Here is a 25,892-nt window from a genome sequence, read left to right on the forward strand (position 1 = left end):
CTTTGGTTCCTTACTTCTTGTTGAGGGGGTCGAGAGAGGGGCCGAGGATCCAGCTGGCGATCTCTCGGATCGCGCCGTCGCCGCCGGGAACGGTGGTGACCGCGCGTGCGGCGCCGCGCACAACGTCGTGGGCGCTCGCGACCGCCACGGGCCAGCCCACGAGGGCGAAGCACGGGAGGTCGTTGACGTCGTTGCCGACGTAGAGCACGCGCTCCGGCGCGATGCCCTGCTCCTCGCACCACTGCTTCAGCGCGAGGTCTTTCCGGTCGATGCCGTGCAGCACGGGCAGCTGTAGCTTCCGTGCGCGGGCGGCGACGACCGGGTTCTGCTCCGAGGACAGGATCAGCATCTTGAGGCTGCTCTTGCGCAGCGCCGCGATGCCGAGTCCGTCTCCGCGGTGCACGGAGACGAATTCCCGTCCTTCGGAGTCGATCAGCACCCTGTCGTCTGTCTGGGTGCCGTCGAAGTCGAGTACGACCGCGTCGATGTCGTCGGCGGTCGGGAGGGCGCCGGGGCGTTCCGCGTCGAAGAGCGTCGCGAGGGCCCGGGCGCGGGCGAGGTCGTGCGGGTCGTCGATCTCCAGCACGCGGGCCGGGTCGGTGCGCACGGGTTCGGTGTGACCGAAGAAACGGTGCTTCGACTTACGGAAGCCCGCCGCGTCCATGCCGTAGACGGCGCCGGTCTCCAGGAGGTCCTGGGGGCGGTCCTGGCGGCGGGGCCGGAAGGACTTGTCGTGATTTACGCCATAGCCGCCGCCGACAGTCACCGTCTCGGTGGTGGTGACGGTGTCGTCGCCGCCCTCGACGGCCGTGTGCTCGTCGGGTGCCGGCTGCGGGTCGTCGGCGGCGTCGCGCCAGATGAAGCCGTGGAAGGGGGCGACGGTCAGCGCGCTGTCCGCGCCGTTGTTCACGACCGCGCCGACGACGCCGTCGACGTCCTCGCGGATGATGAACGGGCTGGTGCACTGCACGAGCAGGACCACGTCGACCTTGGCGCCGTGCAGCGTCTCGTGGGCGTCCATGGCGTGCAGGACGGCGGCCTCGGAGGTCGCGGTGTCACCGGCGATGGCGGCGGGGCGCAGCACGACCTCGGCGCCGGCCTGGCGGGCGGCGGCGGCGATGGCCTGGTCGTCGGTGGAGACGACGACGTCCGTGACCAGCTTGGCGGCGAGACACTCGCGCACCGCGCGGGCCACCAGCGGGACCCCGCCGACGGGCAGCAGGTTCTTCGCGGGCACGCCCTTGGAGCCGCCTCTCGCGGGGATCACCGCGAGCACGCGGGGCCGCGCGGTCGCTCGGCCCGCTTGCGGGTTGGACTCCGGCTTGGACATTGCCTGTACTCCTTGACGCTCTTCGCGTGCTTGACGTTCGCGTGCCTGAGGGGAAACCCGGTCGGTCACAGCTCCCCCATGCGCCGGATCACGGGCGCGACGCGCTGCACGCCGTGCCGGTAGGCGCCGCGGGCCGCGCGACGCACGATCTGCCGCACCGCTCCCGGCTCCTTGTCGGCGGCCGGGGCTCCGGGCAGCGGGACGCCGTCGGGGCCGAGGTGGTGCCGAGCGAGAATACCCGGCAAATATCCGGGAGCCGTCATCGGTGTGTAGTACGGGGCCAGGGGCGGAAGCTTCGAGGATCCCAGAAGACGGTCGATCCTGTCGCGTGCCGCGTCGAAGGCAGTCTCGTACGAGCCATCTGCGGCAACGCCCTGGCGAGCGACCCACTCGGCGTCAGGAACGGGCTTGTGGCCCGCGTCCAACTGCTCCCAGGAGGCAAGACAGCCGGAGCCCACGAAGTGGTGGTTGCCGAGCGCCTCGCGCACGCCCAGGTCGCTCAGCACGACGGTCGGGATGCTGCGGTGCAGGGACTCAAGGGCGGCCGTGGAACTGACCGTGACCAGCAGGTCCGTACGGTCGAGCACCTCGCCCATGTGCCCGTAGACGAGCTTGAAGTTCGGCGGAAGGTCTGCGCGCTGGGCCAGTTTCTGGTAGGGCAGTTCCTCGATGTGCGTGGTGTGCTCGCCGGGCTTGGAGCGCAGCTTGAGCAGCACCTCGCGCTCGGGGTGCAGCCGGGCGTGCTGCACGAGCCGGTCGAGCAGATACGTACGGTCCTTGCGGCTCTCCGGGACGGAGGGCTGGGCGGCGAAGACGACCGTGTAGGGGTGACCATGCTCACCTGTGTACGTCGAGCCGCCCAGGAAGGGGAGTGCGACTTCGGTCACAGAGGACGAATCGGCACCGACTCCGTCGTACACGGCCTTGAAACGGTCGGCGTCCTGACGGGAGTTCGCGAGGACCAGGTCGGCGCCGTGGCGCAGCAGCAGACCGTCGGCGAGCTTTTCGTAGACGACCCCGACATAGCCGGTGACGACGACGGGGCGCAGCGCCTGGTCCTCCCACACGTGCCCGAGGCCGTGCAGCATCGCCTGGACGCCGCCGCCGACGAGGGCGAGCACGAGGATGTCGTACGGCTCCTCCTGGCCCATGGCCCGCAGGAACTCGAGGGCGGTCACCTCACGCAGGGAGTCCGCCTTGACCCCTACCTCCTGGAGCTGGCGGGCGGTGGGGGTGGCCCGGCCTCTGAGGAGGTAGCCGTCAAGATGAATGTCCGAATTATCAGGAGAAATACGGCTGGCTGTGAGCGCACCCCATTTCCACCGAGTGTCGGAATCGGCGAGGACGGCGACCCTCATGGGGCTCGTGGTACTGGCTGGCACGCCCAAGACCTTAAGCGGACATGGGGGGCTTCCGCCGAATCCGGGGGCAACAAAGGGTTAACAAAAGGTCGCGTCGGCTTGAATCAAGACGTCAAACGTGCAGAAACCCCCTTGATTCACCGGCTCGACACATGTAGTTCACCCGACATCAAACCCCGGGTAAAGTGAGACCACCGGAGAGGCTCTAACCTCGGACGCGTGGTCAAGCTCTCCGTCATCGTGCCGTTCTACAACGTGCAGCAATACGCGCCCGACACTCTGAAGAGCCTGCGCGCCAACGCGCGCGAGGACTTCGAGTTCATCCTCGTCGACGACTGCTCGCGCGACGAGACTCCGGACATCCTCGCGCGCGCAGAGCGCGAGCTGCCGGGCGCCGTGCTGGTCAGCCACGAGAAGAACGGAGGCCTGGCCACCGCCCGTAACACCGGTATCGACAAAGCGCGTGGCGAATACCTCACGTTCCTCGACGGCGACGACTGGCTCGCTCCCGGCTATTTCCCTCAACTCCTCGCCGCTATTGAGGACTTGGGCTGCGATTTCGTTCGTACGGATCATGTCCAGTGCACCAACAGGGCGCGTGCGATCCATCGGGTTCCGCACGGCCGGCGCGGGGTGGTGATGTCGCCGCGGGACGCGATCCTGCCGACCGACCGCTCCACCTCCGTCGACTACGCCTATGCCTGGGCGGGCATTTACCACCGTCGGCTCGTCGACCGCGGCATCCTGCACTTCACCGACGGGCTGCGTACGGCGGAGGACCGGCCGTGGATCTGGAAGCTGCACCGGGAGGCGAAGTCGTTCGCCGCCGTGGGGCTGCTCGGCGTGTTCTACCGGCGTGGTGTCGCCTCCTCGCTCACCCAAATCGGTGATGTTCGCCAACTCGACTTCATTCGGGCCTTCGACCAGGTGATCGAGGAGACGGCCCGGGACCCCGAGGCGGATAGGCTGCTGCCGAAAGCAGTGCGCACCTACTGCGCGATCATGGCTCATCATCTCGGAGCGATCGAGAGGTTCGAACCCGCCGTGGCCCGAAAACTGCGCTCGCTGAGCGCCGCCGCGCTGAAGCGGATGCCGCAGGACGTCCTCGCGGAGGCCATCGACTCGATGGACGCCCAGCGGGCCAACCGGCTGCGGAAGGTGCGGCGCAGGCCCGTCTCCGCGTCCGCCGGGACGGTGTCCGTCTGATGCCCGCCAGCAACCAGACCCGCACCACCCAGATCTACTGCGCGTCGACGCTGTACGGCGCCGCCACGCTGGCCGCCGCCCTCGACACGGGGCTCTTCGAGCCGGCCGACCGCCGGATCCTGCTCATCACCAACAACGCGGCCAACCCCGAGATCACCACCGGGGTCGACGCGATGTCCGGTTTCGACCGGGTGCGCGAGCGGTTCGACGAGGTGCTGTCCTGGAACGAGACGATCGCCCCGTTCCACCCCAGCGGCTGGGGCCCGCGCGCCGACGACGTCCCGCTGTGGGAGCGGCATCTGCGGATGCTGTGGAACCTCGGCGACGACAACATCCAGCTGACCGTCGAGTCCGTGCAGGTCAACCCGGCCCTGGCACTGTGTCAGCTGTTCACCGGCGCCCCTGTCGACGTCTATGCGGACGGCCTCATAAGTTATGGCCCCACACGCGAGAAGATCGACGCGCTGGTCGGCACCCGTATCGGGCGGCTGCTCCACCTCGACCTCGTCCCGGGCCTCACCCCGCTGCTGCTCACCGAGTTCGCCGTGCCCGCCGAACTGGTGCCGACCGAGGCGTTCCTGAAGGTGTTGGGCGAACTCGCCGAGGCCGAGCCGGAGATCGCGGCGGCCCCCGCGAAGGACGCGAAGGAACATCCCGCGCTGCTGCTGGGCCAGTACCTCTCCGCGCTCGACATCCTCACCCCCGCCGAGGAGGAGGAGCTGCACCTGCGCATGGTGCGCGGTGCCGTGAAGGCCGGGCACCGCGCGCTCGTCTTCAAGCCGCACCCGACCGCGCCCGCCGCCTGGTCGGGCTCGCTGGAGGCGGAGGCGAAGAAGCTCGGCGCCGAACTGACCGTCCTGGACCGGCCCGTGCTCGCCGAGGTCCTCTTCCAGCGGCTGCGCCCCGCGCTGGTCGTCGGCTGCTTCTCGACCGGCCTGTTCACGGCGGCGGGCCTGTACGGCATCCCGGTCGCCCGGGTCGGCACGGACACCGTGCTGGAGAAGATCACGCCGTACCAGAACAGCAACCGCGTGCCGCTGACCATCGTGGACGTGCTGCTGCCGGACCTCGCGGACGCCAAGGCCGTGCAGAACTGGTCGATGCCGTCGCGCAAGCAGGTCGGCAAGGAACTCGCCGGGCTCGTCAAGGCGATCGGCTTCTGCATGCAGCCCCGGATCTACCCGAGGCTGCGCCCGGAGGCGGAGGCATATCTCTCCAAGCACCTCACCGAGCAGACCTGGCGCTACTTCAAGCGCCGCCGCCTGACCTCGCTGGCACTGCCCGGCGCGCTGCCGTCCCAGCTGTCGTTCATCCCGCGCAACGCGACCGTGCGCCGGATCGCGCGCCGGGCGCGGGCGTTGAGCAGGACGGTCAAGAGGTAACGCGCTGACCACAGGCACCGCGAAAATCTGATTCGCCGAACGCGCCGCCCCCCGGTTCCGTATACGGAACCGGGGGGCGGCGCGTTCGTGTCTGCGCAACCGTGCATCCGTCTGCACGCAACCGCGGGTCCGTCTGCACGCAACCGGCCAACTCCGTTGATACGCCAATGAGCTGATCGTTTATCAGTTCGCGCGTTTTCTGTGCTACCTCTTTGGGTTGCCACTGGCTCTCCTGGTTACCGTCGATGAGTCAGCTTCGCTCCCCCCTCTCTTGTCCCCGTTGCGAAAGGCCACCCGATGACCGCGGCCGACCAGACCATGGCACCCCCACTCCCGGCTCCCCCGCCGGGTCCGCGGTCCGGGAGTGCCGAACCGGCCGTTCCGCCCTCCGCCGAGGGTGCCAAGGCCGCCCGTCCGGTCAGCCGGCTCAGGGCGCTGGACGGACTGCGGCTGGTGGCCGCGCTCATGGTCTGCATGTACCACTTCGCCGGCAAGAACGGTCAGGTCGCCGAGTCCTGGCACCAGTCGCCCGGTGAGATGTTCCCGACCCTGTCCCGGTTCGCCACCTACGGCAGCCTCGGGGTGCAGTTCTTCTTCGTCATCAGCGGCTTCGTCATCTGCATGAGCAGCTGGGGCAAGACGCTGGGCGACTTCTTCCGCTCGCGCATCGCGCGCCTCTACCCGGCGTACTGGGTCGCGATCGTCATGGTCACCGCCGCGTCGTTCGCGATGCCGGTGGTCGTGCACCACGTCCGCGGTGACGAGTTCCTCGTCAACCTCACGATGATGCAGCAGCCGCTGGGCGTGCCGCGTGTCCTAGGCGTGTGCTGGACGCTGTGGGTGGAGCTCAAGTTCTACGTGCTGTTCGCGCTGTTCGTGGTCTGGAAGGGCGTCACCTACCGCCGTGTGGTGACCTTCTGCATCCTGTGGACGCTGGCCGGTGCCTTCGCCCGGGTCGCCGACAACCCGCTGATCTCCGAACTGACCTTCCGCGACCACGCCCCCTTCTTCATCGGCGGCCTGGCCCTCTACCTGATCCACCGTTACGGCAGCGACCTGCTCCTGTGGGGCATCGTCGGCATGTCGTTCCTGCTGGGCCAGCGCTACTCGGTGACGGCCCTCTGGCACCCGGGCCCGCAGGGCGACTTCTCCCGCAACCCGTACGTGATCCAGCTGATCGTGCTGCTCGCCTTCGCCTCCGTGGCGGTGGTCGCGCTGGGCTGGACGCGCTGGGCGAACTGGAACTGGCTGACGATCGCGGGCGCGTTGACGTACCCCTTCTATCTGATCCACGAGCACCTGGGCTGGTTCTTCATCCGGGTGCTGCACCGCGGCTGGGGCCTCGACCCCTATCTGACGATCCTCGCGTCGGTGGCGAGCCTGCTGACGCTGGCCTGGCTGATGCACAAGTTCGTCGAGAAGCCGTTCGGGCCGCGTCTGAAGCGGACGATGACGCTGCAGTCGAAGCAGCTGGGCGAGAAGCTCAAGCAGGCCAAGTGAGTTGAGTGTGTGAAAGGGCCCGGGGTCGGATTCCGACCCCGGGCCCTTTCACATACCACTGCCTGTCAGGACCGCGCGGCCCTGACCTTCTTCACGACCTTGCGGACCGTCGGGTTGCGCCGCAGCGTCTCCGCGCGGACCGTGCTGCCGCCGGGGAGGCGGAGGCTGGTCAGGCGGCGGCGCTTGAAGTAGTGGGCGTTCTCCGACAGATGGACCGACAGCCAGGCCGCGACCTCTTCACGCAGCTGCGGGTGCTTGCGGGACTGCATGCAGTACCCGACCGCCTTCACCAGCGGCTCCAGCCGCGCGACGAGCCCGGGGTCGTCGGACGGCACACCGATGCTGGACGCGAGGTCGCGTTCGGCGTCGGGCAGGGCCGCGTCGATGATGGTGAGCGGGATGCGGTTGCTGTTCTCGTACGGCGTGATGGCGTCGAGGAGCGACTCCGTGCCGACGCGGGCGACCGGGATGCCGTAGAACGTCGCGGCGGTCATCAGCGCGGTGGAGAAGCAGCCGACGACCAGCTGCGGCTTCAGGTACGCGAACACCGTCTCCGCGAGCACCGGTTCGTTGAGCACGCTCAGGTGCACGCCGAGTTCCGCGGCGGCGGTCTGCAGGGACGTGGAGTAGGCGGCCGGGGCGCTCGGGTGCGGCTTGAACAGGACGGCCGTGTGGCCGGCCTTGGCCGCGGCCCGGAGCATCCGGACGTGCAGCTGTTCCTCTTCCTCCTGGGTGATGAGGTTGATGGCGGACAGGTACTGACCGAGGAGCACGGCCGTCGGACGGTTCTCGGCCGGGATGCGCGCGGCGAGCAGGTCGAACCCCTGCTCCCCGATCTCGTTGAGAACCTCGACGATCGGCTCGTTCGGGATCGGCACCGGCTCCACGCCGTACTCGGCGAGGAGCAGGGGCCGCAGTCCCGGTATGAGGTCGAGGTGGAGCACGCGGGCAATGCGGCTGCTCATCCCGTGCGGAACGCGGTTGCGGGTGGGGCCGTAGCTCATCAGGCCGTCCGCGTACACGTGGATCGGGCTGTCGGCGAAGATCTCGGCGACCGCGCGCGAGGGGTTCGCCTGGATCGACTCGCAGGCGATCTCGACGGGCTCGTCACCGAGGTCCCAGGCCAGGCGTACGGCCTTCTCCCACAGGATGGCGTCCTGGGCGCGCGGGGACCAGCCGGCCGGGTGGTGCGGGGAGATGAACTCGTTCCAGGAGCGCACCTCGTCGAACTCGGGCCGCAGCTTCTCGAAGCCGGGCATTCTGTCGAGCGGGGTACCGACCTCCGGGATGGCGGCCGTGTTGCTGACGACCAGGATGCGGCGGTGCTCCTCGCGCGGGCCGAAGAGCCCGGCGCGGATCGCGGCCGTGACGGTCGCCGCCGCGTACTGGGTCGCCGAGAAGAAGATCTGGATCATGCCGCGATTCCCTTCATACCGCCGCGCACGCGCCGCAGCAGGTGTACGCGCTGCTCGCCCATACCGATGAGGGCGGCCTGGAGCTCGTCCTCGGACATCTTGTTCAGCGCGTCGGCGCTCATCTGCCGCAGCTTGGCGGCGGTCGGCCGGTCGAAGCGGCTGCGCTGGAGCAGCTGGTGCGCGATGACGACGCAGTAGTTGCGCAGCGCCTTCTTGCGCAGCAGCCCGACCTCGGGGTCGCTCGCGAGTTCGGCGAGTACGAGGTCGAAGGACCGGAAGAAGTCCAGCTGGCGGACGTCACCGATCTGGGTGAGCGAGGTGGTGACGCCCCGGCGGTAGAAGACCCCGCGCAGGCTGGCGACCAGGTAGGAGTCGGCCCTGCGGTGCAGGTCCCAGATCCAGGGTCGGTCCTCGGCGGTCTTCAGGCCGTCGTGGAAGCGCAGCATGCCCTTGTCGAGGAGGCGGCGGTGGTAGACGCCGGCCCAGGCGTAGGGGTAGTCGACCATCGTGGTGTCGTCGACGGGGAGGATCGAGGTACGCGGGTCCAGCGGCACGTTCCGGCGGCCCTCGGGCGCCCGGTGGACGGCCCGCTCTATGCCGTTGACCTGTACGTGGTCGGTACGCACGAAGTCGACGTCATGGCGCTGGACGGAGTCGACGAGGGCCTTGAGATAACCCGGGCCCAGCCAGTCGTCACCGTCGAGGAAGGTGATGTAGGTGCCCTCGGACGCGTCGATGCCGGTGTTGCGGGCGGTGGCCAGACCGCCGTTCTGCTCGTGCCGGATCACCCTGCCGTTCTTCAGCCGCTTCGTCAGCTCCAGCAACGCCTCGTAGGTCTTGTCCTTGGTCGAGCGGTCCTCGACGAAGATGAACTCGAAGTCGTCCTGGTCGTTGTTGACGAGACTCGTCACGGTGTCCGAGACATAGGTCTCGATGTTGTAACAAGGCACGACGACGGACAGTATCGGGGGACGGTTGGTCACGCGTACACCTGGGCTCTCTCAGCTGCAGATTCCGCGACAGTAAGAGTTATTCGGCGCCGGATGTCAACTCGGTCCCGACCGGACAGCACTCGAAAGATGAGGGCCGAGCCGCACACACGCTGCCTCATGACGACTTTCCGTACGTCATTCCGTACGTCGCCCCGATTCCTGCGAGCACCAGCTTCAGCCCTTCCTCGAACTGTCGGTCGTAGTCCTGGAAGACCTCGGCGCCGGCCGCGGCCGACAGAGGAAAGTCTGCCATCCGCCGGGCCCGCTCCTCGACGTCGTACCCCTCCCGGCGCTCACCGGGCAGCGGCTGCACGCCCTGCTCCTCCGTGACGAAGCCAATCGTATAGACGTACGCCGTCATGTTCGCGCGGACGGCCTGGGCCGGGGTGAAGCCGGCCTCGACGAAGCAGCGGAGGTTCGCCTCCATCTGGACGGCGTGCTCGACACCGGTGAAACGGGAGCCGCTGAACACCTTGGCGCCGTCGCGATAGCCGAGCAGGGCGTCGCGCAGCCCGCGGCTGGCGAGGAGCAGCCGCTCGTCCCACGGGACGTCGGGACCCGGAGCCGGACCGGCGACCATCCGCCGGTACATCTCGGTCGCCATCTCATCGAGCAGGGCCTGTTTGTCCTTGAAGTGCCAGTACAGGGCGGGTGCCTTGACGTCCAGCTCCTTGGCGATGGCCCGCAGGGTGAGGCCGTCGAGACCGACCTCGCCCAGGAGCTTCAGGGCGGTGTCGGCGACGCGTTTGCGGTCGAGGGGGACTCGTCGTTCCGTACTCACGCTTGACAACTTAACACCGTTAAGTCCACTCTCGGAGGGCAGGGCTACTTAACAACGTTAAGGAGAGTGGAGTGGTCATGAGGACCGACGTACTTGTCGTGGGCGCGGGGCCGACCGGACTGGCGCTCGCCGTGGACCTCGTGCGGCGCGGGGTGGACGCGGTGGTCGTGGAGCGGGCCGAGGGGCTGTTCCCCGGGTCGCGGGGCAAGGGGATCCAGTCGCGCACGATGGAGGTCTTCGACGACCTCGGGGTGCTGGACGCGATCCGGGCGGCCGGGGGTGCGTACCCGGTCGGAATGATCTGGCAGAACGGCGAACGGGTGGGCGAGCACCGGATGTTCGACCAGGCGGAGGGGACCGAGGAGGTCGGGGCGTCGCCTTACGGGGCCGAGCCGTGGATGGTGCCGCAGTGGAGGACGCAGGAGATCCTGTTCGCGCGGCTGAGGGAACTGGGCGGGCGGGTGGAGTTCGGCAGGGAGGTCGTGGGGCTCGACCAGGACGAGGAGGGCGTGACGGTCCGCTTCACCGCCGGTGCGCCGGTTCGTGCGCGGTATGTGGTCGCGGCCGACGGTGGCCGTTCGACGATCCGCCGGGCGCTGGGTATCGGCATGACCGGCGAGACGGTCGACCCGAACCCGATCCTGGTGGCGGACGTCCGGATCACGGGCCTGGACCGCGAGAACTGGCACGTCTTCCCGCCGAGCGGGGAGGGCGCGGGCTTCATGGCGATCTGCCCGCTGGCCGGGACGGAGGACTTCCAGCTGGTGGCCCAGTTCCCGGAGGGGGAGCACCTGGACGTGTCCCTGGAGGCCATACGGAAGACGGTGACCGCCCGCTCGCATCTTGCCCCCGAGGATGTGACGGAGGTCCGCTGGGCCTCGGACTTCCGCCCGAGGGCGGCTCTGGCGGACGCCTTCCGCGCCGACCGGGTCTTCCTCGCCGGGGACGCGGCGCACGTCCACTCCCCCGCCGGGGGCCAGGGCCTGAACACGAGCGTCCAGGACGCGTACAACCTGGGCTGGAAGCTGGGCGCGGTACTGAGGCGTGGGGCGCCCGAGTCCCTGCTGGCCACGTACGAGGAGGAGCGCCGGCCGATCGCCGCGCAGATGCTCGGCATCTCGACGGGTGTCCACCGGGGCGAGATCAGGCGCGGCGAGGCGACCCGCCAGCTCGGCCTCGGCTACCGCGACTCGTCCCTGACGGCGGAGACCCGCCCGACCCCGGGCCCGGTCCACGCGGGCGACCGCGCACCGGACGGCACGGTGGACGGCGTACGCCTCTTCGACACGTTCCGCGGCCCGCACTGGACCCTGCTGACGGTGGCCACGGCAACGCCCCTGCCACCGCTCCCGATCCCCACGGTCCGCCTGCTCTCGTACGAGGCGTACGGCACCGGGGTGTTCCTGATCCGCCCGGACGGTTACGTGGGCTGGGCGGGGGCGACGGCGGAGGGGCTGGTGGAGTACGCGGAGGCCATGGGCGCCCTCAGGTAGGGGACTCGGCTAGGACTTGGCTAGACGCTACTGGCCAGCGACAGCTTCACGGCGAAGCCGATGAACAGCGCGCCCGCTGCCGAGGTCGCCCCCGCCGACAGACGCCGACGACGTCGGAAGACGGCGGCCAGCCTGGTTCCGCCGAATATCAGCGCGCTGAGATAGAGGACACTCGCGAACTGGGCGAAGACACCGAGGACGACGAAGGAGACGGCCGGGTAGGCGTATCCGGGGTCGACGAACTGCACGAAGAAGGCGACGAAGAACAGGATCGCCTTCGGATTGAAGAGGCTGATGACGAGAGCACGGCGATAGGGCCGCTCGTCGGCGCCGACGGCCACGTCCTGGGCTGCGGCCTCTTCCCGCCGCGAACGCCACATGCCCCAGGCGGCCCGGAGCATGCCTATCGCGAGCCAGGTCAGATAACCGGCGCCGGCGTACTTCACGATCCCGAACAGCAGAGCGTTCGCCTGGAGAAGCGAGGCCACCCCGGCCGCGGAAAGGGTCATCAACACGGCGTCCCCACACCAGACACCCGCTGCGGCCGTGTATCCGGCGCGGACACCTCGACGGGCGGCGACGGAGAGGACGTAGAGCGAATTGGGGCCGGGAAGCAGAACGATCAGCACCAGGCCGGTGAGATACGTGGGGAGGTCAGTTACGCCGAACACGGGGCGAGTGTCGCACGGGGGTACGACATTCCGGGTTTGAATATCGAGGGTCAGTCGTCGCCGTCGAGGAGGGTGTCCACGGAGAGTTCGAGGCTGACGCCGACGGACTCGGGAACGGGGACGCACTGGCCTCGCTTGTAGCGCTGAGGGTCGGGGTACTTGCCGTCGACCGGGTCGGTGTAGAGCAGGACCTCGTCGTGTTTACGGTCCGCGATGAGATAGGCGGGGATCGCCGCCCGGGCGTAGATATCGACCTTCGTGGCAGTGTCGTTGGTCCAGTTGGAGGAAGTCACCTCCAGCACCAGCTGGAAGACATGCGGCGCGTAGCAATTCTTCTCGACGAGTGCGTTCTTGTAGTCAGCGTCGACGACTGAGAAGTCCGGCACCGCGTAGTCGTCCGGCCCGGTCGGCAGCCACAAACCGATGTTTTGCACATACCTGAGCCCTGCTTCCCGGGCCCTGACCCTCAAAAATTCCTCGATGAGCCAGGTCAACGTCTCCTGATGCGGCCCGTCGGGCGGCGGTGTCACAACAATGCTCCCGTTGAGGATCTCCACCCGGTGCCCGGGCAGCTCCTCCCAGAGCCAGTCGGCAGCCTCAGTAAGCGACGACTCGTGCAGCATCACAGCCACGGCACCCTCCTTTCGGGAACACTCTCCACGAGCGTAACCGGGCATGGACGCTTTCCACCTCCGATCACCCATTCGGACGAACCGCCCAGCTCAGAAGGCATCGGAGGGCGCATAAACCCCCCAAACCCCCTGCAACACCCCGCACACCTCCCCCACCGTCGCCCTGGCCCGCAGCGCGTCCTTCATCGGGTACAGGACGTTGGCCGTGCCCGCAGCCGCCTCAGTGAGAGCGGACAGGGCCGCGCCCACCGCCCCCTGATCCCGCCCCGCCCGTAGCCGTGCCAGCCGTTGTGCCTGCTCGGCCTCGATCGCCGGGTCCACGCGGAGCGGCTCGTACGGTTCCTCCTCGTCGAGTTGGAAGCGGTTGACACCTACCACCACCCGTTCCGCCGCGTCCGTCTCCTGGGCGATGCGGTACGCGTTGTTCTCGATCTCCGTCTTCTGGAAGCCGTGTTCGATCGCGGTCACCGCGCCGCCGAGGTCCTCGACCCGCCTCATCAGCGTCAGCGTCGCCGCCTCGACCTCGTCCGTCAGCTTCTCGATGGCGTACGAGCCCGCGAAGGGGTCCGCCGTCGCCGTCACGTCCGTCTCGTAGGCGAGGACCTGCTGGGTGCGGAGGGCGAGGCGGGCGCTCTTGTCCGTGGGGAGGGCCAGTGCCTCGTCGAAGCTGTTCGTGTGGAGGGACTGCGTGCCGCCGAGTACCGCCGCCAGGGCCTGGACCGCCACCCTGACCAGGTTCATCTCCGGCTGCTGAGCCGTCAGTTGGACGCCCGCCGTCTGGGTGTGGAAGCGCAGCATCCATGACTTGGGGTTCCGGGCTCCGAATTCCTCCCTCATCACCCGCGCCCAGATTCTTCTCGCCGCGCGGAACTTCGCCACCTCCTCCAAGAGCGTCGTCCGGGCCACGAAGAAGAAGGACAGGCGTGGGGCGAAGTCGTCGACGTCCATACCGGCCGCGACCGCCGTGCGGACGTACTCGATGCCGTCCGCGAGCGTGAACGCGATCTCCTGTACGGGGCTCGCACCCGCCTCCGCCATGTGGTAGCCGGAGATCGAGATCGTGTTCCACTTCGGGATCTCGGACCCGCAGTACTTGAAGATGTCCGCGGTCAGGCGGAGGGAGGGTGCGGGCGGGAAGATGTACGTTCCCCGCGCTATGTACTCCTTCAGTACGTCGTTCTGGATCGTGCCAGTCAGCTGCGCCGCCGGGATTCCCTGCTCCTCGGCCACCAGCTCGTACATCAGGAGGAGAAGCGCCGCCGGGGCGTTGATCGTCATCGACGTCGAGACCCTGTCCAGCGGGATTCCCTCGAACAGGACCCGCATGTCGTCCACCGAGTCGATCGCCACACCCACCTTGCCGACCTCGCCGTGGGCGATCGCCGCGTCGCTGTCGTGGCCCATCTGGGTGGGGAGGTCGAAGGCCACGGACAGGCCCGTCGTGCCGTGGGCGATCAGCTGCCGGTAGCGCGCGTTCGACTCCGCGGCCGTGCCGAAACCGGCGTACTGGCGCATTGTCCAGGGGCGGCCGGTGTACATGGTCGGATACACGCCCCGCGTGAAGGGGTACGCGCCCGGCTCGCCCAGTTTCTCCGACGGATCCCAGTTCACGAGTGCGCCGGGTCCGTACGCCGGTTCGATGGGTAGTCCCGACTCGGACTCACGCGTCATGGTGTGTACCTCCGCGTAGCTTGCCAGTCGCCGTACACAACAATCATGAGCTTCGGGGGTCCGGCTTGCGTACTACAGGCATGCGAAAGGCGATTCTTGCTGTTCTCACGGCTCTCGCCCTGGGCGGCTGCACCGTGCAGACCACCGGCACGGACGGCGACGCCAGGTCACCCGTGCACATCCGGGTCTCGCACCCGCCCACCGACGACAAACCCGCCGCCACGGCCACACCGGCGCCGACTCCCAAGAAGGCGGCCCCCGTCACGCCCCCTCCCGCCGTCCTCTGGTCGCGCGGCGACAGCGGGCGTGACGTGCGCGAGCTCCAGGCCCGGCTGCGTCAGATCGCCTGGCTCTACGACGGGCCGACCGGGTCGTACGACGACCTGACCGAGACCGCCGTCAGAGGCTTCCAGGGCAAGCGCGGGCTGCCAGGCACCGGGAAGACCGACACCGTCACCTGGCAGCGGCTGCTGCGGATGACGCGTGAACCCGGCCAGTGGGAGCTGTTCCTGATGGGCGGGCAGCCGGCCGCCTATCCCGACCGGCGCTGTCTCACGGGCCGGGTGCTGTGCATCAGCAAGACCAGCCGGACACTGCGCTGGATGGTCGACGGCCGGACCGTCTCGACGGTGGCCGTGCGGTTCGGCAGCCAGTTCACACCGACCCGGGAAGGCGTCTTCAGCGTCTACTGGAAGTCACGGCACCACGTGTCGACGCTCTACGACTCCCCCATGCCCTACGCGATGTTCTTCAGCGGCGGCCAGGCGGTCCACTACTCCGCCGACTTCGCGGCCCGTGGCTACGGCGGCGCCTCGCACGGCTGTGTGAACGTCCGGGACGAGCTGGCGATCGCCTCGATCTTCGCCCAGGTGAGTGTCGGCGACAAGGTCGTCGTCTACTGGTGAGGCGGCGGAGAGGGTGATTGGGGGGCGCGGACGGGACCGGGGGAACGTGTCCCGCCCGCGCCAGGTGCACGAGCCGTAGGTACGGGGGGAACCCTCGGCTCTGTGCGAGGAACCGATGACCAGTCGGCTCACTGACTACTGCGTCGGCGCCGCGGAAAATGTCACACCCGGCACGTGAGAACTTCACCGGCGCGTGTCTTCACAGGTCAGTGGGGTGCACGGCGGTCAATCGCGGCGCGGTGGCAGGGTGGGGCCCCTGGGGCGTACGGAGACCGTACGGAGTTCGTCCGGGGGGGGGTCAGGTGGCCGTCGGCAGCGGCAGGATGCCGTACGACGGGTCGGAGGCCTCCGGCGCCGGCTCGTTCTGGGGGTCGTCCGCCTTGACGGTGGCGAAGGACGTCGGTTCGGGCGTCGGCTTCGTCGCGGCACGGTCGCCACGACCCGTGCCGCTCCCGTTGCCGCGCCCTCCACCGCCGCCGCTGCCCTTGTCGTCGCCGGTCACGGCGTTGCCCTTGCCGCCGGTGTCACCGGCGCCGCTCTGGTCGCCCTCGCCCGGTCCCGGGTCCGTACCGGTGTCGGAGTTCGAACTGGCGGCCGAGTCGTCCTTCAGGGTGTCCTCGCAGTACTGCGACACCGTCGTGGAGCCCTTGGCCGCCTTCTCCAGGGCCCGTCTGCGCTCCGCCTCCAGCTTCTTGCCGCTGCGCATGTCGCGGCAGGACGAGGCGAGGCCGCTGCGCCAGTCGCCGGGCAGGCTCTTGTCGGAGCGCGACCCCTGTTCCGAGTCGGTCGTGTCCTCCTGGGCCTCATCGTGCCCGGCGGAGCCGTTGTCGACGGAGCCCCCGCTTGTGCTGTCGGGCCTGAGGGACGGGGCGCTCTTGCCCCGGGAGGCGTCCGGCGACGGCGAGGCCAGCATCGGGTCGCGCTCGGCGGCCGACACGGTGGCGGCGGGACGACCTGGCTCGTCGTCGCGGAACGGGTTCGGCAGGACTCCGGCCCCGGCGGCCACCGCGACCGAGCCGAACATGCCGACGGCCAGCGCGGCGCTGAGCCCGAGGCGCAGGGGGCGGCCCCAGCGGGCCGGACGGGCGCGGGAGCCGGAACGCCCGAAGCCGCCCACGCGTACGAGCCCCATGTCCCGCCCGGCCTGCGGACCCAGGTCGGACACGGCGGCCGTGTCCGGGGTCGGGCGGGCCTTGCGGAAGGCGGCCAGGGCGGCGGCCTCGCCGGGGAGTTCGGCATCGTTCGGCGGGGCGTCCACAGAGAGGGCGCCCAGGGTCTTGGCGAGCCGCTCTGCCTGGTCGCGGGCCTCGGGGCCGGCGGACGCCAGTGAAGCCTCCAGTGACTCCCCGCTCAGCAAACGTTCCGCCGTGGCGCGGTCCAGCCACCTGTACCGGTCGTCGTCGGCCATCACATGTCCTTCTGCGTCCGCGAACGCATATGCGTCACACCGGCCGACGTCACCGCACGTCCGTGCGGTTCCCGCTGAGGCGGCAGCGCGTCGAGCGCGGCGGTCGCCTCCGGGTCCGCCCCGAGCAACTCCGCGAGCCGTTTCAACCCGCGGTGCGCCGCCGTACGTACGGCTCCGGGGCGTTTACCGAGGGTCTCGGCGGCGGTCTTGGCGTCGAGGCCGACGACCACCCGCAGGACGACGGCCTCGGCCTGGTCCTGCGGCAGCTGGGCGATGAGGGAGAGCGTGCGGTCGGTGGCCAGGGACTCCATGGCCTCGCCGGCCGTGTCGGACTCGGCGGCCCGGCCGGACAGCTCGGTCTCGTCGCCGCCTATCACCGGGCGGCGCCCGCGCATCCGTATGTGGTCGAGGGCGCGGTTGCGGGCTATTCGCGCGGCCCAGCCCCGGAACCGGTCCGCGTCCCCGCTGAAGCGGTCCAGGTCACGGGCGATCTGCAGCCAGGCCTCGGACGTCACGTCCTCGGCGTCCGGATCGCCGACCAGCGTCCGTACGTACCCGAGCAACCGTGGGTGCACCGAGCGGTACACAGTCCGGAACGCGGTCTCGTCCCCGGCCTGTGCCGCAAGCACCGCGGTGGTCAACTCCGCGTCGTCCCCCTGCACCGAGCACACCTCAAGACCTCAGTGGATGCAGTTTCCTGTCGTCCGCAGCCTGTAGCGAAAGGCACGTTACGGCGTGAAACCGCTGCTCGTCCATGTCCGTACAACGTGCAACCAACCCGTGACGAGGTGAGGGTGTGACAGAAAACGCACGCGCGGCGCTGTAGGAGATACGGGCCGCCGCGCGGCCCGTGCCGCGCGACGGCCGGGGCCTCTCCTGTGGGGGGTGGCGGCTCCGGCCGTTGCCCGGGTTTTAGGGCCATGACCTGGGCCTTTGCGCAGGTTCCGTGACCAGCGGGCCAGACGCCTCATGCGATTTTATCCAGCACGACACCCTGAGGCGTCCTGGACATCCGCCTATGGGCCCCTTCACCCCGGTGCTTGCCGTACTCGGCCTTGGTGGCGTCCTGCGGGCAGTACCTCACATCGACCGCGCGCTTCTTGTCGTAGTAGGCCCGCGATTCGGGGCTGCTCAGCGAGGCGAACGAGGCCAGGAACAGGGCGCGTTTGAGCACCTTGTTGCCGCCGCGGGGCGGTCCTTCGCCGCGGATGGAGGTACCCAATCGACGGGTGGTGGGGGTCAGTCCCGCGTAGGAGGCCAGGTGGGCGGCGGTGGGGAACGCGCCGGCGTCGCCGACCTCGGCCAGGATGCGGGCACCGGTCCTGACCGCGACCCCGGGCATGGAGGTCAGGACCTTCGCGAGAGGGTGGGCCTCCAGCAGTGCGGCGATGTGGGCCTCCAGGAAGCCATTCTCGACCCAACACGGTGTTAAGGGTGACGAGTTCGAAAACGTAGTCGTCGTCATCGACGATCGTCTCTGGAACATGTACAGCATCAGCAAAATGCTCGCGGGCACCGACTCCGCAGACCGCTCCCAGCGCTCGCGCAACCTCTTCTACGTCAGCTGCTCACGAGCCCAACACGGCCTGGCTGTGGTCTTCCTCGACGATCTGCCCGAAGAGGCGGAGGCCACCGCACGCGCCTGGTTCGCCTCTGGCGTCGGGCGCGCCTTCTTGCTTGAGGGCGCGCCTTCTTATCTGGGGGCGTGGTCGGGCTTCTCCGCGCCGCTGGCATCCGCACCGACGCTGCTCGCACTCTTGGTGTCAGCTGTTGTAGAGGGTGGGCAGATCGACTAGGAGGAGGTCGTCACGACGGTCGGCCAGTTCGACCAGGTCGGGATAGAAGCCGTGCAGGGAATACAGGGCCAACGTGGTGGCCTCAGTGTCGTACCCCTGATCCGCGAGCAGACCACGGATACGTTCCAGGCGCTCCAGGTCACCGGTCCCTCGGCGGGCGGCCGTCGCCTTGGCCTCGCCCAGCAGTGCGATCCTCGCGCGGGGAGCCTGTGGGCGCTCGCCTGCGGCCAGGGCGATGACGTCGACCTCGTGCTTCGTCCGGGCGGCCTGGTCGGCGACCTCGGTGGTGCCGACCGGGCCGGGCAGTCCACCGGGGAGCAGGGGGTGGGCGTAGCGGCGGGTGAAGTCGCGGGCCAGGTCCTCGAAGTGCGGGCCGAGGATCTTGGAGTTGAAGGTCGGGGCGGCCTGCTGCCAGACCTGCTCGGCGAAACCCTGTTCCACGGCGGCGGCCTGCGGGAGGGTGACGAGCTGGTTGAAACGGATGACGGGGTCGGCGAGCGTGATGACAGGGTGCCTGGAGCGCAGGATGTCCTGTTCCCGCCGGATGTAGCCGGTGGATTCCAGGATCCCGAGGGGGTGAGCGACGGCGTTGCGCGGGCGCTCCAGGGCGGCACCGATCTTGCTGGGGGTGGTGGCGCCGTTCGCGATCGCGGTGAGGATGTCGTAGTACAGCGTGTGTTGCGTGATCCTCGGATCCTCACGCAGCAGGTACTCGGTCTCGGTCCGCGAGTACACAGCCCGGCCCGGGTCGAGCAGCGTCCGGGCGAGCCAGGCGTCGAAGCCGTCGTCAGGATGTGGGCGGGCGGCGACCGGCCGGTAGCCAGGGGCCCCGCCCAGGACCGCGTGCACCTTGAGCGCGGTCAGCGGGTCGGTGATCTGCCAGAAGGCCCGGCTGTCCCGGTAGTCGAAGGGCCCGAGCCGAAGATCGACCACGGCACGTCCCCGCAGTGGTTTGGTCCCCGAGAGCAGTTCATGCATGACGCTCATCGCGGAGCCGCACAGGATCAGCCGCGGCCCCGGCCCGGCACCCGGCTGGGCACCGCGCTGGCGCTCGTCGTAGAGCTGCTGAAGCAGTCCCGGGATCTCGGGCGAGTGCTGGAGCAGGTACGGCAACTCGTCGATCACCAGCAGCGGGTGCGACGAACGGGCGGTCACATCCAGGGCGTTGGACAAGACGTCGCGCCAGTCTGTCAGGCGCAGGCTCCCCGGCCTCAGACCGGCATGCGTGGCGACCGCGTCACTGAACCGCTGGATCGCGGGCAGCCGCCCCTCCTCCCGGACCGCGGTGACGTACAGGCCGCCAACCTGCTCGGAGAGGGCCTGGAGGAGGTACGACTTTCCGTGCCTCCGCCGTCCCGACACGATGCCGAGCCGCATTGCCGGGTCCGGATCGGTGAGAAACCGCGCGAGCAGATCCCACTCCCTGTCCCGGTCGACCACATCGTCCGGCTTGGCCGGCAGCCCCTCCTTCACTTCGCCCTCCCACACCTCTACTTCGACGGAATGCGTCTAAGTCTACTTCGACACTATCCGTCGTACTGGAATGCACCCCAGACAGGTGACCAGCGCGCGACCAGTAGCGGTCAGGAACAGCCAGAAACACATGGATGAGGGCCGATCCAGATGGGAAGCGAGAACCTGTACCAGGACAACAAAATGCCTGGTCAGATGCCCTTCATGCTTCTGTCCGGCCAGGAGTGGCGGCTCCGGCCGTTGCCATCGGCGGGCCGTCAGTGGGCCCCTCGGGGGGTACGAGACCCCCGTTCACCGCCAGTCGTCCTGGCGTCGGGTGGGTGCCGTCTTGTGCGCACCGGAGTCCCTGGCCAGGAGAAACGCCGCGATCGCCGCCCGTTCCCCTTCGCCGGCACCCGCGCGCAGGGCGGCGGCGAGCAGCCCCGCCAGTTCCCGCTCGCGTGCCCGGCGGGTGCCTGCCGTGTCGTCGCCGTTCATGTCGGTTCCCCCAGTTGCCGGGCGAGGCGCTTCAGGCCCCGGTGTGCGGCCGTACGTACCGCGCCTGGGCGTTTGCCGAGGACGCGGGCGGCTGCGGAGGCGTCGAGGCCGACGACCACGCGGAGCAGGACCGCCTCGGCCTGGTCGCGGGGGAGTCCGGCGATCAGCCCGAGGGCGTACTCCGTGGAGAGGGTCTCCAGGACCTGGTCCGGGGTGTTGTACGGGCCGGGCAGCTCCAGTACGTCCTCTTCGAGCGCCGTCCCCTGCGGCCGTACCCGTCTTCGGCGCAGCAGGTCGAGGGCGCGGTTGCGGGCGATGGTCGCCGTCCAGCCGCGGAAACCGGCGCCGTCGCCCTTGAACCGGCCCAGGTCGCGGGAGATCTCCAGCCAGGCGTCGGACGCCACGTCCTCGGCCTCGTCGCCGACGAGCCCCCGCAGATAGCCGAGGAGTCCGGGCTGCACGATCCGGTACGCGACCGCGAAGGCCGCCTCGTCGCCGTCCTGGGCCCGCGCGACGGCCGCGCCCAGCTCCTCGTCGTACGCCTGTACTCGGCGGGTTCCCCGTCGTCCCTGGCCCAAGCGCTGTCCTCGTCCGTACCGGCGTACCGAGTGGGAGTACGGGCGTGTGTTCGACCGCCTGTCCTCATGGGCAACTGCGTCGCCCGGCGCGGAAGTGTCACAGCTCACGTCGGCTCAGACCGTCGTCGCGTCCCGGCACAGCAGCCGCAGCGAACCGTGTCCGGCGAAACAGCGGCGGGCCTCTTCGACCGGGTCCCACAGCCGCCCGTCGGCCGTACGGACCCAGTGCCCGCCGCCCGCCTCCAGCCACTCGGCCGCGCCCCCGGCCCGCCGGACGATGACCTCGCCCGCGTACGCCCCGAAGCCGCGCAGCACCGACTCCACGGCGGCGTACGGCGGCTGTTCGCGGCGGAGTTCCTCGATCATCCGGTCGACGCGCCACAGGCTCTGGGTCGAGTAGTCGAGGCGCAGCCGGGCACCCTCGCGCATCGTCGCGACGGTGTCGGCGGCCCAGCGCACGGGTTTCGCGGCGGCGTGCGGGCGGGTTGTTCGGGCTGCGTGTTCTGCTGCTCGGTGTGCTGTCACATTTCAGGAAAGCGTGCAGGTGACGGCAGGTGTCACTCGTTTTCGGCGACTGCCCGGGATCGGTGCGGGACCACCCCAGGACGACCACGGGACAGTCACAGGAGTTACCCGTTTCCGGGGTTCAGGCCCGGCCGCGGGCACGTCGTGACACCACCGCGCGCAGGACGCGTCGCCCCTCCGTCGACACGGCCATCGCCTGCCGCAGTCCGCCGGAGCCGTGCTCGGCGAGCAGTTCCAGGACCCTGGTCTGGCGCCGCAGTTCGGCCGCGACGAGGGGCGACATGCCCTCCGTACGGCCTTCCCGGTGGGGGTCGATCGAGGAGGCACCGGAGGCCGAGGCATCCAGGAGTCGGTGGATGCGGAGCGCGGCGACGGAGCAGGCGTCGGCCCACTCGCGCACCCCGGCGGCGGACCGGGTGGCGGGCGCGGCGGCGAGCATCCGCCGGGCGAGGAGGGTGGCCTCGCCCTCGGCGGAGGCGCCGGAGACGGTCAGGACGTCCGGCTCGTCGAGGTCGAGCTTGAGCCGGGCCTGTTCCAGCCGGGCCGTCCACTCGCCGGCGTCGGTGCCGTCGGCGAGGCTGGCCCACAGGGGGCGCAGGATCTCGTCGTCGCCGCCCAGAAGGGCGACGCACCGATCCAAACAAGCCAGTCCGCTGGCTGTCAGGCCGCGCTCGTCGGCCCGAGCGATCAGGTCCACCAGACTCATGCACGCCTCCCTCGCCAGGGCGCCGGCCCTTACTGAGCCCGCGCTTTCCCTTACTGCGTGCAACGTACCCGGCGCGTCACAGTGGCAGAACACCGAGTCGGTCAAGGAACCGGAAGAACAGGTTTTCGGCCAAGGGGTCGGGGTCTGAGGTCAGTACGTCGATGAGCGGCCCGGCGTTCACCGTGTGGCCGGCCTCGGCGGCCCAGTCGACCGCGCGTCCGGCCGCGTCGGCGGGTTCCAGGAAGTAGTCGTCGAGCGCGAGCCCGCCGTCCTCCTCACCGTCCTCGTCGCCCTCGTCCTGTCCGGCGCCCAGGTACTCGGCCATGGCCTCGCGGGCCAGACAGGTGGTCCAGGCGCCGCTCTCGGGCGCCGCTGCCTCCAGCACCACGCAGCGGCTGTCCATGACGTACCCGAAGAGCGCGGGCGCGCCGGTCTCCAGGGCGAGCGTGTTCATGCTGCCGACGTCACCGTCGCCGCTCGGGTACTCCCACACCTGCCAGCCGTCGTCCCGCCGTTCGCGCGGAGTCAGCCCGTCGCGCACCGCGCGCAGGGCGTCGGTCTCGGCGAGCGGCCGCTCGCTCCTGCCCACGATCAAGTAGCCCCAGTAACCCAATGCCTTCCCCCCGGCCTTTCGGTCCTGCTCGCTCTTCGGCTCTGCGGTTCCGCGGTTCTGTTCGCTCCACCGCTCTTCGCTCTACCCGCGCCGAATACACCACAGCCGCAAGGGAGTTGGCCAGTGATCCGACGCGCCGGGCGTGTCAGGCGCTCACGGGGGCGGGACCGCGCAGCGCCTTCTCGTGCTGCATCCGGGTGAGCCGGAGCACGACGAGGATCGCGAGGACTGCGGCGGCGATGTCGGTGAGGTCCGAGAGCAGCATCATGGCGGCTGCGTCCTGGATCTCGCCGGCCGACTCGGCACGGTCGTACCCGGTGAACTGGTCCCGGCTGGTGAAGAGCGCGACGAGCCACAGCGTCCACCAGGTGTTGACGAGCCCGTGCGGGGCGCGGGTGCCCGCAGGACTGCTCGCGTCCCAGATGTCCAGCATGATCCGGCGCGGGAACCACAGGCTCACGAACGGCACGAACCAGCCCCAGCCGGCCCAGACGCGCTTCTTGCTGTGCCCGAACGGGTTGAACACCTCGGCGTTGACGCGTACGCGCAGGAACCAGACGAGGTAGACGACGGTCGTGGCGACGAAGGACGCCGACCGCAGGTATCCGGCGGCGACGTAGAGCGAGTCCGCGTGGTCGGCGTCGCGCAGGTAGGCGTCGTAGTCGTCGCCGTCGTTCGCGAGGGAGCCCATCACGTCGTACATGGTGAGGTCGGCGTAGACGGCGAAGAGGTCGACGGCGACGACCACGCCGAGCAGCACGGCGACGGCCTTGCCGAGTCCGACCGGTGAGCGGAGCCAGGCAGGGCCGTGCGGCTGGACGACAGGCCCGGTCGGCGCGGAGAACTGGCTGTGATCGTTGAACATGTGGATCCCCCGACAAGAAGCCGGGCGCGCCCCCTCCCCAGGGGCACGCCCGGCATACGAATATCCGTGCGACCAGTGTTCGACTGGCGTCGCTTACGCGGAACTTACGGTCCGCCCGGCCCGTCCGTCCACCCGGATTCAGTCCAGCCGGTCCGCCAGCGTCCTGAACTGGTTCCAGGACAGGGACGGCTGAGCCCGGGGGTCCCACAGCTTCTGGACGGTCGCCCGGAGCGGCATGCGTATGCCATCGGCCACCTGGGCCTGCGTCTGCGAGCCGGCGAGGTCGCACCAGACGGCGAAGACCCCGCCGAGTATCTGGTCGTCGTACGTCGAGGAGACGGCCGTACTGCCGCGCAGCACGCGCGGGGTCCACTGCTTGTAGATGCGCTCGCCGGTGGGATAGACGAAGGTGTTCGGCTGCCCGAGCACGTAGTAGAGGTACTCGTCGTTGTAGTTGACGACCTCGCGGCCCGCGCTCAGATACCCGGCCGGCTGCCGGGCGCCGATCTCCTTGCCGGTCCAGTAGGCGACCTGGATGTCCTTGTCCGGCTGGACCGAACTCGACTGGTAGAAGCCGTCGTTCCAGGCGCGCAGGCTGGTGCGGTCGTGGGCGCGGACGGTGGCGGCGCGGTCGTTGAGCCAGCCGGTCGCGAGGTCGGAGACGCTGGCGCCGGACCCGTACTTCTCGGTGGCCGCGGCGGCGAGCTGCGGGTAGGAGGCGGCCGGGCTGGAGACCGTCAGGGCCCGGTACTCGTCGCCGCCGAGGTGCCAGGAGGCGCCGGGGAAGAGGTCGGCGTACTCGTTGAGGAGATCGTCGACGATCTTCGCGGACTCGGGCTTGGAGATGTCGATCGCGCCGTCGGCCGCCGTGCCCTGCGCGTTGGTCAGCTGGAGGTCGGGGTGGGCGGCGAGGACCGCGCCGAGGTGTCCCGGGGAGTCGATCTCGGGTACGACGGTGATGTGCCGGCTCGCGGCGAGGGCGAGGATGTCGCGGACCTCGGCCTTGGTGAGGTGCTGCGCGGAGACGACCTCGGGGTGGCTGTCGGAGGCGATCCGGAAGCCCTGGTCGTCGGAGAAGTGCAGGCCCAGCTCGTTGAACTTGAGGTCGCCCAGTTCCCGGACGCGGTCCTTGATCCAGTCCGCCGTGAAGTGCTTGCGCGCGATGTCCAGCATCAGCCCGCGCTGCGCCTTGGCGGGCCGGTCGCGTACGACTCCCTCGGGGGCGGTGCTCCCGCCGCTGACCTCCTGCTTGAGGGTGCGGGTGCCGTAGAAGACGCCGGCCTCGGCGGGGGCAGCGACGGTGACGCGGCCGTTCGTGACGGTGAGGGTGTAGGACTCGGCGCCCTTGTTGGCCTGCCCCGGGTCCAGTTTCAGCTGGACGTCTCCGGCACGGGCGCCGGCAGTCCCGCCGTACGCCATCTTCAGCTCACCGGCGAGCAGCTTCCCCTCGTCGGCGAGGGCACCGGCGGTGACGACCACCCGGGCGGTCGAGGCGGGGCGCCAGCCGGGACCCCGGGCGGGTATGTGCTCGCGTACGGCGGGGATGGTGCGGGGCGTCTTGGAGAGGGGGTAGACGCGGGAGGAGGCGGTCGAGGAGGGTGCGGCGGCGGAAGGGGCGCGGGCCGCGTCGGGGGCGGAGGCGGTGGCTCCGGGTACGTCCGAGGAGCGGGCCGCACCGGTCGACGCGGTGTCGCTGCCGGTGTCCGGGCCGGTGTCGCCGACCGGCCAGAGGGCGACGGTCACTCCGACAGCACCGACAGCGACGAGAACACCGGCCCCGAGAAGCAACCGGGACCCCTGTCCGTGCGTCTTCCGGTCAGGGTTCCGATCGGGGACCCGTCGCCTCCGCCCGGTCATCGGTTCCCACCTGTCCGAGCCTCACGTATCACCCGCATGCCACGCACCTCCTCAGTCCCCTCCACCTCTGAACCTACGACGTCACCCCACCGGGATCGTCCACGGTACGTTCCGAAACTCTCCCGTTCGGGTGAAATTCAGACACCCGAGGGACAGCTCCTGACCACTCTCGATAGTGTGAGCGGTACTTCTCACACGGCAACTCAGAACTCCGAGGACTCACGCTGCCCGCGCACCGTCTTCCCCACCTCACCG

General features: G+C 69.5%; 24 protein-coding genes and 1 pseudogene. 6 read left to right on the forward strand and 19 right to left on the reverse strand.

Translation table 11 applies throughout. From position 1 onward, the window contains the following. Positions 1 to 10: 10 nt before the first annotated feature. Positions 11 to 1,330, reverse strand: coding sequence for an N-acylneuraminate cytidylyltransferase (locus LUX31_RS15170; RefSeq protein ID WP_235475325.1), 1,320 nt, complete (start codon positions 1,328 to 1,330; stop codon positions 11 to 13). Positions 1,331 to 1,395: 65 nt separating this feature from the next. Beyond that, a complete protein-coding gene (locus LUX31_RS15175) occupies positions 1,396 to 2,712 on the reverse strand; it encodes a DUF6716 putative glycosyltransferase (protein ID WP_235475326.1) in 1,317 nt (438 codons plus the stop codon). Positions 2,713 to 2,910: 198 nt separating this feature from the next. Here LUX31_RS15175 and LUX31_RS15180 point away from each other — a divergent pair, with 198 nt between their 5' ends. From LUX31_RS15180 to LUX31_RS15190, 3 genes are all read left to right on the forward strand, one after another. Then, positions 2,911 to 3,897, forward strand: a complete 987-nt coding sequence (locus LUX31_RS15180; RefSeq protein WP_235475327.1) for a glycosyltransferase family 2 protein — start codon at positions 2,911 to 2,913, stop codon at positions 3,895 to 3,897. Next, a complete protein-coding gene (locus LUX31_RS15185; RefSeq protein ID WP_235475328.1) occupies positions 3,897 to 5,279 on the forward strand; it encodes an alpha-2,8-polysialyltransferase family protein in 1,383 nt (460 codons plus the stop codon). Before LUX31_RS15180 ends, LUX31_RS15185 begins: the two co-directional genes overlap by 1 nt. Before the next feature lie 297 nt (positions 5,280 to 5,576). Next, positions 5,577 to 6,779, forward strand: coding sequence for an acyltransferase family protein (locus tag LUX31_RS15190; RefSeq protein ID WP_235475329.1), 1,203 nt, complete (start codon positions 5,577 to 5,579; stop codon positions 6,777 to 6,779). Positions 6,780 to 6,844: 65 nt separating this feature from the next. Here the strand turns inward: LUX31_RS15190 and LUX31_RS15195 are convergent, their stop codons facing one another. From LUX31_RS15195 to LUX31_RS15205, 3 genes are all read right to left on the reverse strand, one after another. Then, entirely contained in the window at positions 6,845 to 8,194 is a 1,350-nt protein-coding gene (locus LUX31_RS15195; RefSeq protein ID WP_235475330.1) for an alpha-2,8-polysialyltransferase family protein, read from the reverse strand. Further along, positions 8,191 to 9,177 (reverse strand): glycosyltransferase family 2 protein, encoded by a 987-nt coding sequence (locus tag LUX31_RS15200; RefSeq protein ID WP_235475331.1) that lies wholly within the window; start codon positions 9,175 to 9,177, stop codon positions 8,191 to 8,193. Before LUX31_RS15200 ends, LUX31_RS15195 begins: the two co-directional genes overlap by 4 nt. Before the next feature lie 124 nt (positions 9,178 to 9,301). Then, on the reverse strand, positions 9,302 to 9,967 hold the full coding sequence (locus tag LUX31_RS15205) for a TetR/AcrR family transcriptional regulator C-terminal domain-containing protein (RefSeq protein ID WP_235475332.1): 666 nt from the start codon (positions 9,965 to 9,967) through the stop codon (positions 9,302 to 9,304). Between the two features lie 77 nt (positions 9,968 to 10,044). Here LUX31_RS15205 and LUX31_RS15210 point away from each other — a divergent pair, with 77 nt between their 5' ends. Continuing rightward, positions 10,045 to 11,460, forward strand: a complete 1,416-nt coding sequence (locus LUX31_RS15210; protein WP_235475333.1) for an FAD-dependent oxidoreductase — start codon at positions 10,045 to 10,047, stop codon at positions 11,458 to 11,460. Positions 11,461 to 11,480: 20 nt separating this feature from the next. Here LUX31_RS15210 and leuE read toward each other — a convergent pair whose 3' ends face one another. The 3 genes from leuE to LUX31_RS15225 all read right to left on the reverse strand — a co-directional run bounded on the left by leuE (position 11,481) and on the right by LUX31_RS15225 (position 14,434). Next, entirely contained in the window at positions 11,481 to 12,131 is a 651-nt protein-coding gene (gene leuE, locus LUX31_RS15215; RefSeq protein ID WP_235475334.1) for a leucine efflux protein LeuE, read from the reverse strand. Positions 12,132 to 12,181: 50 nt separating this feature from the next. Then, positions 12,182 to 12,763: a Uma2 family endonuclease gene (locus LUX31_RS15220; protein WP_443045962.1), complete on the reverse strand. Its 582-nt coding sequence runs from the start codon at positions 12,761 to 12,763 to the stop codon at positions 12,182 to 12,184. A gap of 90 nt (positions 12,764 to 12,853) precedes the next feature. Further along, the gene (locus tag LUX31_RS15225) at positions 12,854 to 14,434 is read right to left on the reverse strand and encodes an acyl-CoA mutase large subunit family protein (protein ID WP_235475335.1); all 1,581 of its coding nucleotides are present in this window, start codon (positions 14,432 to 14,434) and stop codon (positions 12,854 to 12,856) included. A gap of 80 nt (positions 14,435 to 14,514) precedes the next feature. Here LUX31_RS15225 and LUX31_RS15230 point away from each other — a divergent pair, with 80 nt between their 5' ends. After that, entirely contained in the window at positions 14,515 to 15,339 is an 825-nt protein-coding gene (locus LUX31_RS15230; protein WP_235475336.1) for a L,D-transpeptidase family protein, read from the forward strand. A gap of 298 nt (positions 15,340 to 15,637) precedes the next feature. Here LUX31_RS15230 and LUX31_RS15235 read toward each other — a convergent pair whose 3' ends face one another. The 3 genes and pseudogenes from LUX31_RS15235 to LUX31_RS15245 all read right to left on the reverse strand — a co-directional run. Next, entirely contained in the window at positions 15,638 to 16,747 is a 1,110-nt protein-coding gene (locus LUX31_RS15235) for a hypothetical protein (RefSeq protein ID WP_235475337.1), read from the reverse strand. Further along, a complete protein-coding gene (locus LUX31_RS15240) occupies positions 16,747 to 17,409 on the reverse strand; it encodes an RNA polymerase sigma factor (protein WP_235475338.1) in 663 nt (220 codons plus the stop codon). Before LUX31_RS15240 ends, LUX31_RS15235 begins: the two co-directional genes overlap by 1 nt. 428 nt (positions 17,410 to 17,837) lie before the next feature. Beyond that, a pseudogene (locus tag LUX31_RS15245) lies at positions 17,838 to 18,125 on the reverse strand (IS110 family transposase); the annotation flags it as partial. Here LUX31_RS15245 and LUX31_RS15250 point away from each other — a divergent pair. Next, entirely contained in the window at positions 18,088 to 18,543 is a 456-nt protein-coding gene (locus LUX31_RS15250) for an ATP-binding domain-containing protein (protein ID WP_235480200.1), read from the forward strand. The pseudogene LUX31_RS15245 and the gene LUX31_RS15250 sit on opposite strands and share 38 nt — an antisense overlap. Here the strand turns inward: LUX31_RS15250 and LUX31_RS15255 are convergent. The 8 genes from LUX31_RS15255 to LUX31_RS15290 form a co-directional block, all read right to left on the reverse strand. Continuing rightward, positions 18,511 to 20,016 (reverse strand): AAA family ATPase, encoded by a 1,506-nt coding sequence (locus tag LUX31_RS15255; RefSeq protein WP_235475339.1) that lies wholly within the window; start codon positions 20,014 to 20,016, stop codon positions 18,511 to 18,513. The two genes, LUX31_RS15250 and LUX31_RS15255, sit on opposite strands and share 33 nt — an antisense overlap. A 291-nt stretch (positions 20,017 to 20,307) precedes the next feature. Continuing rightward, a complete protein-coding gene (locus LUX31_RS15260; protein WP_235475340.1) occupies positions 20,308 to 20,493 on the reverse strand; it encodes a hypothetical protein in 186 nt (61 codons plus the stop codon). Then, positions 20,490 to 21,071, reverse strand: a complete 582-nt coding sequence (locus LUX31_RS15265; RefSeq protein WP_235475341.1) for an RNA polymerase sigma factor — start codon at positions 21,069 to 21,071, stop codon at positions 20,490 to 20,492. Before LUX31_RS15265 ends, LUX31_RS15260 begins: the two co-directional genes overlap by 4 nt. 114 nt (positions 21,072 to 21,185) lie before the next feature. Then, the gene (locus tag LUX31_RS15270; RefSeq protein WP_235475342.1) at positions 21,186 to 21,596 is read right to left on the reverse strand and encodes a DUF6278 family protein; all 411 of its coding nucleotides are present in this window, start codon (positions 21,594 to 21,596) and stop codon (positions 21,186 to 21,188) included. Positions 21,597 to 21,717: 121 nt separating this feature from the next. After that, positions 21,718 to 22,302, reverse strand: a complete 585-nt coding sequence (locus LUX31_RS15275) for a hypothetical protein (RefSeq protein ID WP_235475343.1) — start codon at positions 22,300 to 22,302, stop codon at positions 21,718 to 21,720. Positions 22,303 to 22,378: 76 nt separating this feature from the next. After that, positions 22,379 to 22,915, reverse strand: a complete 537-nt coding sequence (locus tag LUX31_RS15280) for a hypothetical protein (protein WP_235475344.1) — start codon at positions 22,913 to 22,915, stop codon at positions 22,379 to 22,381. A gap of 145 nt (positions 22,916 to 23,060) precedes the next feature. Beyond that, complete coding sequence (locus tag LUX31_RS15285; RefSeq protein WP_235475345.1) at positions 23,061 to 23,780, reverse strand: DUF4328 domain-containing protein; 720 nt, start codon at positions 23,778 to 23,780, stop codon at positions 23,061 to 23,063. Between the two features lie 138 nt (positions 23,781 to 23,918). Then, positions 23,919 to 25,637, reverse strand: a complete 1,719-nt coding sequence (locus LUX31_RS15290) for a beta-N-acetylhexosaminidase (protein WP_235475346.1) — start codon at positions 25,635 to 25,637, stop codon at positions 23,919 to 23,921. Positions 25,638 to 25,892 lie beyond the last annotated feature (255 nt).

This window comes from Streptomyces sp. GQFP (genome assembly GCF_021545335.1).
Classification (GTDB): domain Bacteria; phylum Actinomycetota; class Actinomycetes; order Streptomycetales; family Streptomycetaceae; genus Streptomyces.